A 12,704-nucleotide genomic window follows, 5' to 3' on the forward strand; every position below is an offset into this window, starting at 1 on the left:
CCCGGCGCGGCGCGCCCCCGCGCGGGCCCTGAACCAGCCCTCGGCGCCCCGGGCCTGTACCCGCTTGGGGTTGCTGTCGCCCTTGCTAATATCGCACGGCCGGGTGGCCTTCGGCCACTCGCGATCCGAAACGACTGCCGGTCACCTCCCCCCGGGTCCGATGACCTGCGGCGCTCCGCCCGCCGCACGTAACCCGAAGTGCTGGACTAGGATTCAGGACGATCGTGATCTGACGAAGCGGGAGGGATTCGTTGTGCCGGAGCGTGCCGCGCCACCGCCGGCGCCCGGGCCGTCCCATCCGCGCGACCGCCTGCGCGCCACCGCGACCCGCGAGCGCGCCCTCTTCGGTCGGCAACCCGATTCCCGCGTAGCGGACAGCGGCGGGTGCACCCCTCGCACCTCGCCGGCCCCGCACACCTGCCGCCGGGCTTCCTCCACGCAACATCCGGTCCGCCGTGCGCGAGGGGTCGGGCCGATCCGGCGCACCCCGCCCGCCCGACCGGGCCGTCCCCGATTATCGACGGCCGGCGGCCCCGCCACCGCGCGGTGCTCCGGCCCGATTCCCGGTGACGAAAACGGTTCCGCCCCGGCACCGTAGGTAATCACCCGGACCGCCCCGTGATCGTTCCGACTCGGGAACAGCACACGAAAGTACGCGCCCCGGGCGCCCGCAGCCGTTGCCGGGCTGCCGCGCACCGGGACCATCCGTGATCGGGGCCTTCGACCGAACCATCGATCCGCTTTTGGAGTACGTGACCATGTCGATTCCGTCCACGCGTCCGGCCACCCAGGGGTCGCCTCTCGCACCCCGTGGCGAGCGCGTGCCGCTCTACGCCCCCGAGTTCGCCGCCGACCCCGCCGCCGCCTATCGCGAGATGCGGCGCCGGTACGGCGCGCTGGTTCCGGTGGATCTGGCCCCGGACGTCCCCGCGACGCTCGTCGTCGGATATCGCCACGCACTGCGCATCCTGCACGACCCCGACCACTTCCCGGCCGATCCCCGCCGCTGGCAGGAGACCGTGTCACCGGATTGCCCGCTGCTGCCGATGATGGAGTACCGGCCCAATGCCCTGCGTTCGGCCGGTGAAGAGCACCTCCGCCTGCGTTCACCCATTGTCGCGGGCCTCGAGGCGGTGGATCTGCATCAGCTGCGCGCCACCATCGAGCGGCTGGCGATCCCATTGATCAACGATTTCTGCGAGACGGGTACGGCGGATCTGCGCACGGACTATGCGTTTCCGCTGACCTTCGCCACGCTGACCGAGCTGATGGGCCTGTCACCGGAAGCCGGGCACACCGCGTTCGAGGGTATGGCGGCGATTCTGGACGCCACCTCCGCGGCGAGCGCCGCCGAGGGCAATATGCGTTTCGCCGGAGCTCTGATGGAGGTCGTCGGGCAGAAACGCACCTGCCCGGCCCACGACGTGACCTCCTACATGATGCAGCACGAATCCCGGCTGGACGATATGGAGATGGTGCAGCAGGCGGCCTTGGTGTACGCCGCCGGTACCGAGCCGACCACCTCGCTGATCACCACCACCCTGCGGCTCATGCTCATCGACGAACGGTTCGGCAGTCATATGCTCGGTGGTTCGCTGTCGACCCGCGACGCCATCGACGAAGTGCTGTTCACCGACCCGCCGCTGCCGAACTTCTGCACCTCCTACCCGCGCCAGCCGATCCTCATCGGCAACACCTGGCTGCCGGCCGATCAGCCGGTGGTGATCAGCATCGCCGCCTGTAATACCGACCCGCGGATAGGTGGCGGCGAACGGATCGGCAACCGCTCCCATCTCGCCTGGGGCCAGGGCAGTCACGCCTGCATGGCCGAGGACATCGCGCGCATCATCGCCGGCGAGGCCGTGGACCAGCTGCTCGACGCCCTGCCGGAGATCGAGCTCGCCATCCCCGCCGAGGAGCTCACCTGGCGCCCCGGCCTGTTCCATCGCGCCCTGAGCGAACTCCCCGTGCGGTTCCCCCCGTCCGCTCCCCTGACCCCGATGATGACAGGAGCACCCCGATGACCCAGGAGCAGTCGCAGACCGAACCGCTGGTCCTCGACCCCGCCGGCGCCGATTTCCACACCGAGATCCACCGCATCCGGGCCCGCGGCCGGATGGCCCGGATCGAACTTCCCGGTGGCGTGCCTGCCTGGTCGGTGATCGACGCCGAGCTGCTGGAGAAGCTGTTCACCGATTCCCGGGTCTCCAAGGACGCCCACCGGCACTGGCCCGCCATGCACACCGGTGAGATCCCGCAGGACTGGGTGATGTGGCCGTGGGTCGCCGTATCCAATCTGCTCACCGCCTACGGTGACGACCACCGGCGGTTGCGGAAACTGGTGGCTCCGGCGTTCACCCACCGCCGGACCCAGTCCCTGCGTCCCCGGATCGAGGCGATCACCGCCGAACTGCTCGACGATATCGCCACCACCCCGGCCGATCACCCCGTCGACCTGCGCGACCGTTTCGCCTGCGCCCTCCCGATCCGGGTGATCGGCGAACTGATGGGCGTGCCCGCCGAATTGTCCGCCGCCCTGCGCGTCTACGCCGGCGGCACCCTCGACACCACCCTCACCTCCGAGCAGGCCCAGGCCAATTTCGCCGGCCTCTACACCACCCTGCACGAACTGCTGGACTACAAGCGCCGCAACCCCGGTGACGATCTCACCACCGTCCTCATGACCACCCACGACGAGGACGGGTCGAAACTCAGCGAGCAAGAGCTGGGCGACACCCTGCTGCTCATCATCGTCGCCGGGCACGAAACCACCGCCAATCTTCTCGATCACGCCGTCTACGCCCTGCTCACCCATCCGGAGCACCGCACCGCCGCGTTCGACGGGCAGCTCGACTGGTCCGAGATCATCGAGGAGACCCTGCGCTGGGAGCCGCCGATCGCCCATATGCCGATGCGCTTCGCCCTGGAGGACATCGACCTGCCCGACGGCTACCGCATCGCCGAGGGTGACGCCATCCTGGCCGGGCTGGCCGGCGCCGGCCGCGATCCGCGGGTCCATCCCGACCACCCCGACACCTTCGACCCGAGCCGGCAGTCCAAGGACCATATGGCCTTCGGCCACGGCGTGCACCACTGTCTCGGCGCCCCGCTGGCCCGGCTCGAGGCCGCGGTCGCGCTGCCCGCCCTGTTCGCGCGCTTCCCGGAGATGCGCCTGGCCGCCGACCCCGCCACCCTCGGCAACGTCCCGAGCCTGGTCACCAACGGACACCACACCCTCCCGGTTGTGGTCTGAGCCCCGATCCCGCACTTAGGATTGACTAACCTAAGGCCGGTCGCTAGCGTTTCGCATTACCCGAGTGGGTTTCGCCCTGCGTTCCCCCACCCGGACAGCACCGGCGGACGAGGTACGCACTTCCGCGCACACCGCCCCCGGCGCATCGCTTCGCAGGTTGGTCTTAGAAGGGGCCGTCATGTCCACATTCATCAGAATCGCCGCTGTCTGTATTCTCACCGCGCTCATGGGATTCGGCCTGACGCAGCCCGCGTCGGCCGATTTCTCCATCCGAGCCTCCCAGGTATCGGATCTCTACGTTCGTGACGAGGTCCCCAGCCTGGCGCAGGTCGAGAGGCAGTTCGCCGCGTTCTGGAACCCGAATATCGGCATGGACCCCAAAATCGAGGTGAGCTTCAACGGCCCCTCGGCCCGCCCCGCCCTCGAACGGGTCATGGAATCCAGCAAGACCATGGATTTCTTCTCCATCCAGGGTCGCGCCATCGCCCCGGTCAACGTCTCCGGTAACACCATGTCGGTCACCGTGCACGGCGTCATGGCCGGCTTCCCCGCGCAGAGCGTCCTGTACCACTACATCCGCGAGGGCGGCCTGTGGAAGTTCGACTGGAAGGCCACCTGCCAGGAAATGCAGTGCCAGGGTAACCCCTCCTTCGGCTACTGACCTCGGACATACCTGCCGGAGCGGCCCCGCGATCCCGGGTGTCGCTCCGCCCGGGTGTGGGCACGCATTCCCGAAACAATCTCCGGGACCCCATTTCCCGGCAGTATCCGGTACCAGCCACCCAGGAATTCCTATGATCAGCGTTCGTGGCGTTTCCAAACGCTTCGGTGCGAAACTCGCCGTCGACGACGTCACCTTCGAGGCCGAGCCGGGCTCGATAACCTATTTGCTCGGCCCGAACGGTGCCGGGAAAACCACCGTGATGCGCATGATCGCCGGCCTGGCCCGCACCGATTCCGGCACGATCTCGGTGAACGGCAGCGGATTACGCGACTTCCGCAGCACCATCACCGAAATAGGTTTCAGCCTGGGCGCTTTCGCCCGGAATCCCGGCCACACCGCCGAACAGCATCTCCGCTGGCAGGCAAGGCTCGGCGGCCTCTCCACCTCGAATGTCGGCCCGGCCCTGGACCGAGTCGGTCTCGACCGGGTCGCGAAACGCCCCGTCGGAAAATTCTCCTACGGCATGCTGCAACGCCTGGGCATCGCCTCCGCCCTTCTCGGCGACCCGAAAACTCTGGTCCTGGACGAACCGGCCAACGGCCTCGATATCGAAGGCATCATCTGGCTCCGCGAACTACTCCTCGGCCTGGCCGCCGAAGGCACATGCCTGCTCGTGGCCTCCCACAACCTCACCGAAGTAGAGATCACCGGCACCCGCGTGGTCATCATGGGCAAGGGCAGAGTCCTGTCCGATACCAGTAAGGACGAACTGGTGAATGCAGGGTCCGGCCCACGCCCCCTGGAATCCGCCTACATCGAAATCACCGAGGAGAGCATCGAATACGCCGCCACCGGAGGTGCCCGGTGATCGCCACCTATCTCGTGCGGGCCGTCCGCAGCGAACTCGCGAAACTCTCCTGGCGCAGCCCGATCTGGTACGCCATAGTCCCCCTCGCCCTCGCGATCCCCCTGGGCCTCAATTTCGGTATCGCCAAGGCCACCGAATCCAACGCCCTCAACGGCGCCGGCGGTATGGACACCAATAACGCCGCCTACTGGATTCTCGTGTTCTCGTCCTTCATCCTCATGGCGGGCGGGGTGTCCTCACTGTGCGCGGAATTCAAGGACAACACGATCGAAACGGTATTCGGCATCCAAACCCGCCGCTGGATCCTCCCGGTAGCGAAACTCATCGTCTTCGGCGTGATCGCCGCGGTCACCGCCGCCGTCGTCACATTCCTGGTCCTGTGGGCATTCCCGCAACTGTTCCCCGAGATCTGGGGCAGGGTCGAGGTCTTCTCGGGTGACGGAGTCCAGCTGCTGCTCGGCGTCCCGGTCTACACACTGCTGATCTCCGCACTCGGGTTGGGAGTGGCGGCACTGGTCCCGAAGCCGGGGCTGGTGGTGATGATCGTGCTGCTGTGGAAGTTCGGGGTGGAGGTTTTCCTGACCTTCGTCCCGGGGGATTTCGGTGTGACGCTGCAACAGCTGTCGCCGTTCAAGAACGGGGAGCTGGGGGTGGGGCAGTTGGCGACGATCGAGAGCATGTTCGGCGGGCAGAACGGGTCGCTGATCTACTTCGCCGTGGTCTGCGTGGCGATCTTCGCGGTGGGTACGGTGCGGCTTTCCCTTACGGACACGAAGGGCTACTGACCGGCGGCCGGCACACATCGACGGTCGATTCCGCCCGACCGCCGCCACTCGGGACCTTGTCCACGAGGGCGGGCGCCGATGGTCCTGGAAGGACCACCGACGAACCCCCTGTGACGAGGTTCAGGTGTCGGGGAATGGCATAACGGTTGTCGCCCTCGAGGTAGCGCGTACGCGACCATGAAACGGTCACGTTCACCACCGACATCCCGCGGCAGCCGCTCTGTAATGAGGGCATGACAACAGCGTTGACCGACCGGGAGCCGCTCGGGTCCGGCGCCCGGACCCGGCGCAAGGGCATCCTCTGGTTCCTCATACTCGCCTTCGCCGGAGCGTGGATTCCGTGGGGGATCGCCGGGGCGGTCGGGTACTCCCTCGACAATCCGGTCGTCCAACTGCTGACCGGAGCTTTCGTTCCCGCTCTCGCCGCGGTCTGCACCCGGCGGTGGATCACCCGTGAGGGTTTCGCCGATGCCGGTTTGCCCCTGCGACTCACCCGGCAGTGGCGCTCGTACCTGATCGCCGCGCTGCTCCCGATCGGTGTTCTCGCCCTCGCGCTCGGGCTCGCGCTGGTGCTGGGCATGTGGCGTCCCGAGGCCGGCGACTTCGATTCCGGTCATGTGCTGTTCCTGGCGCTCGCGCCGATCATCCCCGTCGTGGCCGCGCCGCTCTTCTTCGGTGAGGAATTCGGCTGGACCACCTATCTACGCGACCGTCTCGTTCCCGGCCGCCCCGTCCTCACCACGTTCGCGACGGGCGCGATCTGGGGTGTGTGGCATTGGCCGCTGCCCTGGGTGGGGTATCTGGGCACAGGCGGTACCGCCGCCGACGCGTTCGTCGCCATGGTGCTGTGGTTGCCGCTGTCGATCGAACTCGAGTTCGTGATCGGCTGGTTGTGGACGCGCAGCGGTTCGGTGTGGCCGCCGGCCCTACTGCACGGCGGGAGCAACCTCGTGCTGGCGCTGGGACTGGAACTGTTCGCCGGCACCGCCGACCCCTCCGGCGCCGCCACTACTCTGCTGATGTGCGCAGCATATTCGCCCGTGGTCGCGTGGATCGTCATAGCGACGAAGCGCGGCAACTCACGGAGCGCGCAACCGGCGACGACGGCAGTAGTCCAGCAGTGACCGCGGTGGGGTCCGCACTCCGGACCGGCCCGCGTTTCCTCATTTCCCGTTGGCCGTGGCGCGCGCTGCTCTCCGTACTCTGCGGTGGCATCCTCGCAGCAGCCACGGCGGTCGGCTTCGTACCGGTAGTACTGCTCGGGCTCACCCGCGATCTGCGGACCGCCCTGTGGGAGCCGATGCTGCGACTCCAGTGCGCCCGGCTCCGACTCGTCGACCCCGAGACCGCGGACCACGCCACGGCCCGGGTGCGGGCCGCGGCGGCCGAGCGCCGGTTGCCCACTGCCCGCCACGCCATCTACCTGGTCGCCACCACAGTGTTCGGCGGTGCGGTGTGCTGCCTGGCAGTGCTGGGTTTCATCCTCGCCGCGGTCCTGCTCGCCGCGCCGCGCCTCGTCCGGAGTGATTACTTCGACCTCGGTCCCTGGGTGGTCGATGAGCCGGCGGAAGCATGGATCTGCACAGGCGTGGCGTTCGTCGCCGCGATCCTGCTGTTGGTACTGCTCAGCGCCTGGTCGGCGCTCGAAGCGCTGGTGGCTCGGACGCTGCTGGTCCCCGATGCCGACCGTTGGCAGCGCGAAGCCGCGCGAATCGAGAACTCCCGCTCCGCGCTGCTGGAAGCGGAAGGGTTCGAGCGTGAACTCCTCGAATCCGAACTACACGACCGCGTCCAGCATCGACTCGTCGCCCTGTCGATGGCCCTGGGCCTCGCCGAATCCCAGGACGCGGACGGACCCACCGGCCGCGTCGCCGCCGAAGCCCACCGGCAGGTCGACGAAACCCTGAGCGAACTGCGGGCCGTCCTGCGCGGCTTCTCGCCCCGGGTCCTGACCGAACGCGGATTGGCACCGGCGCTGATCGATCTCGCGGCGGATCTACCACTCGATATCCACATCTACCTCGACGACGCGTCCGGCCCGGGAAACCGGCTACCACCAGCGGTCGAGCACATGTCCTACGTCTTCGCCGCCGAATCCCTCACCAACGTCGCCAGGCACACCGACGCCACCCGAGTCGACCTCCACGGCACCCACACCGGTACACAGTGGATTGTGAGCATCACCGACAACGGGCCGGGCGGCGCCCACATTGTGGGCGGCCACGGCCTCGACCGCCTACAACGCCGTCTCGCGGCCCTGGACGGACAACTGACGGTGTCCAGCCCACCGGGTGGGCCGTCCACCATCCGGATGGAGTGCACAGTGTGACAGTCCCACCCTCTCGACTACGGATCGTGCTGGCCGAGGACAGCCCGCTGCTGCGCGCCGGGCTGGAGAGTGTGCTCGCCTCGGCCGGGCACGAGGTGAGCGCGGCAGTCGGCGACGCACCGGGCCTCCTCCACGCCTGCGCGGCCTACACGCCAGACCTGGTGATCACCGACGTACGGATGCCGCCGCACGGCACCGACGACGGCCTCCGCGCAGCCGCCGAGCTACGCCGCCGCGACCCACGCCTACCGATAGTGGTTCTGTCACAGTACGTTTCCGTCGCCTACCTCGACGACATTCTCGGCGACGATTCGACTGCCGGTGTGGGGTACCTCCTGAAAGAGCGCGTCGGACACGTCCGGCAGTTCCTCGACACCATCTCCCGGGTCGCCGCGGGCGAAACGATCGTCGACCCCGAGGTCGTCCGAGCCCTCGTCAAGTCGAGCCGGCACCGCACTCCCCTGGCCGACCTCACCGCCCGCGAACGGGAGGTGCTCGCACTGGTGGCGGAAGGCAAGACGAACTCCGGAATAGCGGAGGTTCTGACGGTTTCGGAAGCCGCCGTGCGCAAACACATCGGCGCCATATTCGCGAAACTTCCCCTGCTCGACGGTGATCGACGAGTCCAGGCGACGCTGATTTATCTACGTTCGCTGGGCCAACCCCAGGCCAACTGACCACGAGAGCAGTGGGCCCACCACGGGACCGCATCTCAATGCTGACCAGTGCAGGCGGCCGCTTGCGCTCGTCGTCACGCCGGGTCGGTGGGCCAACTTGGCGGTACCTCCGAACCCGCCGAAGGCGAGTCAGTCGTTTGTCACGACGAGCCCTCTACCCTTCTTCTTCGCAGCGAAGCCGATCCTGCCGCCCGGCGCTGCAGCCTTCGGCAGGGCGTATGAAAACAACGTCGCAATATCTTTCGGGTCGACAATTGGCTTGAGGTCAGCGGGATCCGCACCGGTTTTCGGGTCGACACCATGTGGGTCGGCCGCAAACGAGAGCAACAGTGCCCCTCGCGTCGGCGTGAACAGTGATTCGGCCAGAACACCGCCAAGTTTGTCACCACCAGCGATGTGCTCAATGGCCTGCCGCTGACGGAAAGAGCTACCGGAGAACCCCGGCCGGTCTTCTCGGCGCTTCCGCTTGATGACTGGCACGGACAGCTCGGTACCTGCTACCTCCTTAATCTCGCAATTTGCGAGTAGCGGCAACAGTATCGCGAAATCGGTGAGCTCTTTCGCTTCGATTGCCCTCTTCAAGAAGGCCGCGTGGGGACCAAACTCCCAATTCGGAGCCCATCGGAAATGGTTGAGCGCATCGAGTATCGACTGAGCATCGAGGAGACCGTACCTCGCTGAGAAACTGCCGTCGCGATCGCCTTCGATTCGCTTCTCCCGGTACTCGAACTTACCAGTTTTGTCGAGTGCATCCAGCAGCGGGAGGATGGCAGCGAAATGGGCGGCGTTGCCGTCGCCCTTTCCTCGCACATCCTGCATCGTGAAGTCGACAAGCTTCGCGCCTTCACCTCGAAACTTTAGTTCTGCGTTGTACATCTTGTTGCCGGCAGTCGGCTTGAGCCACGGAAGCCTCTGGTAGACAAGCGGCGGTACATCGATCGGGGTGAAGCTGGGCCGGCCGTCTTCCTCGGTGTCCGCGAACCGCTTTAGCTCGTCACGGAACTCCTCCTCGTCCTGAATGATTGCACCGAAGGCCTCATAGAGGTCGTACGTCTTGGTTCCGGCCGTGATTGCGCGTCCCACGTACAAGCGAACCAGATCCCGGTACCCACGACGGAAGCCGAACCAACGCCCCATCTGCATCAAGGTGTCCGCCATCAAAGTGCGTCGTGTGTAGTATGAGACGGTCAAACCCTCGACAGTGAATCCTCGACTCAATTTCGTGCCACCGACGAGAATCTTCCATACTTTGGCCGCCTGGAAGTCGAGCGCTGGCTGGTTAATATCCGTGTCGCCATTCACGACAAGAACTGGGGTGTTCAGTGACGAGATGTTGTCAACCGCCTTGCCGATGAATCGGATCAACTCGTCGAAGTGGGACGGGATCTCGGCCTTATCTTCAGCGCGGGCACGACATACGGGTTCGTAGTCGTCCGACCATAAATCGCGGAGTCGATCGAGTCCGACCGGTGAGCTGTAGGCCGACCGCTGCCATAGCCGCTGGACCTCTACCCGCAGCGTATTGTGCTCTGCCGTCTTTACCGATTCGTGAATAAGCATTGTGTGGTGACGAAACTCTTTGGCGCCGCGCGATTCACGGTACAGCTTTATGGCGCCCGCGAGTACAAACGAGTCGATTGCGCGTTGTAGAGTGGCGATGCGTTCGTCGCCCGCATTGCTGTCGATGTTGCGAACGAATGCGGCTTCATTCGACGTAGCCGGCGTCTTGGGGGTATTGCTGAAGTCCCGATCGAAATCGTAGAAGTCGGATCCACCCATGTAGCCGACCGGCCGGTCGAGCGAGACGATGAAGTCCTTGGGGAAAATGTTCTCGGAATCGTCAGGGTCTACAAATACATTCGCAAAAGGTGTCGCAGTATAACCGATGTACTGGCAACGGGGAAGCAGTTCGAGAAGCGCAGAGATCTGTTTGTTGATCGCAGTCCGCTCGATCTCTTCGCTCGACCTTCCCTTGCGGTTCGGGTTGATGGTATTGACGGATGCCTGATCGGCCTCATCGTCGATGATCAGCGTTGGGATTTCGTCCATCCGTGTGTGAATGCGCTTCAGGTCCGCGACAAGCTTCTCAAGCGTGCCCTTGTGCTTCTTCACAACAGCGAGGCGAACGTTCGTACCGTGCAGGTTGGCCGGGTCGTACAGCTTCTTGCTCTTCACTGCGAGCTCGTGCCCGCCTCGGAAGTCGAGTGCACCGAGTCCTGCCAGGAGCTTCTTGTAGTCCCAGTTCGGTGACGTTAGACGGACTATTCCTGGAATACCATCCTGCTCAGCGATGTTCACGCCGTGTTGAAGAAACTTGCCGTCAAACCAGTCCTGGTCGCCCTGACCCGCATAGTCGACACCAGCCATGAGTTCGGCGTCATCGGGATCAATTCCGCCGCGAATATTCTCCTCACCAACGAGTTCCATATCCAGGCGCCGCTGTGTCTGACTACGAAGAATCTCCACCGTGCCGGTCAGGACGATGATCAGGCGATAACCGGCATCGATCGCCTTCGCAATTACTCCGGTGAAGTTGGCGGTCTTGCCACTCTGAACGTAGCCGACGACGAGACCTTTGGACTGGTATGACGCATCCCGCTCGGGGTCAGCAAGGCGGCTCACAACCTCGTCTGTTGCGGAGTCGAGTTTGGTTATCGCTTCCGAATCCCAGCCCTTCTGAAGGACTCCGTGGTAGGCACTCCAGTAGAAATCATGTTCGGCACGGCGCTTACCGGTGTACCAAGGATCCCACTGCATCGGTACACTGATCACCGTCGAACCACTCAGGTCGCGCGGGTACTCCTTGTCGAGGGCGTCGTAGCTGGATTCGTCGAATCCAAGCTGATTGTATACAAGACTGCGGCGTTCGAGCGACCTCGGGGCAGTCTCGAACATCCATTCGCCCGATTCGGCGTCATCCCACTTCGTCAGCAGGATACGGAACTTAGTCTTTGCCGCCAGGTTCGGGTCCGCTGCCGTCAGGACGGCGAGAATTTCTAGTTCGGGTACTCCCCCGGGCCTTTCCTTACGAGCCCTGAACGCAACACTCTCGAGCAGATTCTCCGGGGCAGCACCTTCGAGTGCCTTCAACTCCTGCAGTATCACCCCGGCGATCTGCTCGTCTACGATCGCGGTGTCGTTCACGTGTTCCTCCCAGGGGCTTTGACGAACTCGGTAAGTGGCTGCGGTGGCACGGATGCCGGCAGTGACGAGACGTCGATACGGTACGAGATGCCACCGACAAAGTGGGACTGCGGAACGACCGCATCGATTCGAGGCTGGGTTATTGCAGGAAAGTCGTCGTCTACCAGGTAGGCGGCCGGTTGGGACCGCAGCATGTACTTCGTTCGATATAGGTCGGCGTCGGCGTCTCGCCAACCGAGCGAGACCAGGTATTCGAGGAACCGCTCACGTGCAACGCTCAGGCGGTTGCGGATCTCGCCGACGAGTATCGCCAGGCTAGTGCTGTCACTCGCTGCGCCTGCCTTGGTCAGTTGAATCGAGACCAGCCACAGGGCACGCTGCGGCGACGACTGGAGCTGCGTTGCCGAGTTGATCGTATGCACGCGCTTCTCTGAGGTCGTGGTCTTGACCTCGGCGTCGCACTCGCTCAGAACGAAATCGTGTTCCTCGGATTGGGGGCCGAGCCATGCCTTCAGCGCCTCGTGTTCACCGACCGCGTCCAGCAGGTGCCTGAGTAGGAGAAGCTCACCGATCAGACCCTGTTCTCTCTCCGGTGTCAGACCCCTCCGCTTTGCAAGGAGGTCCTTGAAGGTGCGAACCGAGCCTTGTGTCGCCGCCGCGAGCGTCTGCCCCGACTTCATCGCGTCGACCACCGCCGCGAGGAAACTGTATCCCTCATACCGGGCGTCACCCGCCTCAACATCGACCCGGTAGCACGCGACGTCGTCCATCTCGTCGAGGTCCACTGTCAGTCGCGAATAGGCAACGAGATCGGGGATGTCGCCCATCTCGGGTGTGAACAACTGCAGTGCATCCCGGACCGGGTCGATCCTCAACCAGCATTGTGGATCAGTGCTGAGCACCTGAACCGTCGGCGTACCCGACTCGAAGTATGTGTTTAGGGTTTCCGGTGTCATGTACTCGTTCGGATCTGCCAAAATCTTC

The 12,704-nt window shown here is 64.9% G+C and carries 10 protein-coding genes; 8 read left to right on the forward strand and 2 right to left on the reverse strand.

Features of this window, described 5'->3' with window-relative positions; translation table 11 throughout:
• Positions 1–707 precede the first annotated feature (707 nt).
• From AB0H42_RS07740 to AB0H42_RS07775, 8 genes are all read left to right on the forward strand, one after another.
• The gene (locus AB0H42_RS07740; RefSeq protein ID WP_357051385.1) at positions 708–2,024 is read left to right on the forward strand and encodes a cytochrome P450; all 1,317 of its coding nucleotides are present in this window, start codon (positions 708–710) and stop codon (positions 2,022–2,024) included.
• Positions 2,021–3,253: a cytochrome P450 gene (locus tag AB0H42_RS07745; protein WP_357051388.1), complete on the forward strand. Its 1,233-nt coding sequence runs from the start codon at positions 2,021–2,023 to the stop codon at positions 3,251–3,253. Before AB0H42_RS07740 ends, AB0H42_RS07745 begins: the two co-directional genes overlap by 4 nt.
• 178 nt (positions 3,254–3,431) lie before the next feature.
• Positions 3,432–3,914 carry a hypothetical protein gene (locus AB0H42_RS07750; RefSeq protein WP_357051391.1) on the forward strand — a complete coding sequence of 161 codons (483 nt, stop codon included), beginning with the start codon at positions 3,432–3,434 and terminating at the stop codon, positions 3,912–3,914.
• A 133-nt stretch (positions 3,915–4,047) separates the two neighbouring features.
• Positions 4,048–4,785 (forward strand): ATP-binding cassette domain-containing protein, encoded by a 738-nt coding sequence (locus AB0H42_RS07755; protein ID WP_357051394.1) that lies wholly within the window; start codon positions 4,048–4,050, stop codon positions 4,783–4,785.
• Positions 4,782–5,570, forward strand: a complete 789-nt coding sequence (locus AB0H42_RS07760; RefSeq protein ID WP_357051397.1) for an ABC transporter permease — start codon at positions 4,782–4,784, stop codon at positions 5,568–5,570. The genes AB0H42_RS07755 and AB0H42_RS07760 overlap by 4 nt, the downstream gene beginning before the upstream one ends.
• Before the next feature lie 233 nt (positions 5,571–5,803).
• Positions 5,804–6,694 (forward strand): CPBP family intramembrane glutamic endopeptidase, encoded by an 891-nt coding sequence (locus AB0H42_RS07765; RefSeq protein ID WP_357051400.1) that lies wholly within the window; start codon positions 5,804–5,806, stop codon positions 6,692–6,694.
• The gene (locus AB0H42_RS07770; RefSeq protein WP_357051403.1) at positions 6,691–7,899 is read left to right on the forward strand and encodes a histidine kinase; all 1,209 of its coding nucleotides are present in this window, start codon (positions 6,691–6,693) and stop codon (positions 7,897–7,899) included. Before AB0H42_RS07765 ends, AB0H42_RS07770 begins: the two co-directional genes overlap by 4 nt.
• Complete coding sequence (locus AB0H42_RS07775; protein ID WP_357051406.1) at positions 7,896–8,576, forward strand: response regulator transcription factor; 681 nt, start codon at positions 7,896–7,898, stop codon at positions 8,574–8,576. Before AB0H42_RS07770 ends, AB0H42_RS07775 begins: the two co-directional genes overlap by 4 nt.
• Before the next feature lie 129 nt (positions 8,577–8,705).
• On the opposite strand, the gene AB0H42_RS07780 is transcribed toward AB0H42_RS07775, so the two are convergent.
• Both AB0H42_RS07780 and AB0H42_RS07785 read right to left on the reverse strand, forming a co-directional pair.
• Complete coding sequence (locus AB0H42_RS07780; protein WP_357051409.1) at positions 8,706–11,720, reverse strand: Z1 domain-containing protein; 3,015 nt, start codon at positions 11,718–11,720, stop codon at positions 8,706–8,708.
• Positions 11,717–12,697, reverse strand: a complete 981-nt coding sequence (locus tag AB0H42_RS07785) for a PD-(D/E)XK motif protein (RefSeq protein WP_357051411.1) — start codon at positions 12,695–12,697, stop codon at positions 11,717–11,719. Before AB0H42_RS07785 ends, AB0H42_RS07780 begins: the two co-directional genes overlap by 4 nt.
• Between the last annotated feature and the right edge of the window lie 7 nt (positions 12,698–12,704).

The organism is Nocardia sp. NPDC050799 (assembly GCF_040654015.1).
In the GTDB taxonomy this organism is placed as follows: domain Bacteria; phylum Actinomycetota; class Actinomycetes; order Mycobacteriales; family Mycobacteriaceae; genus Nocardia.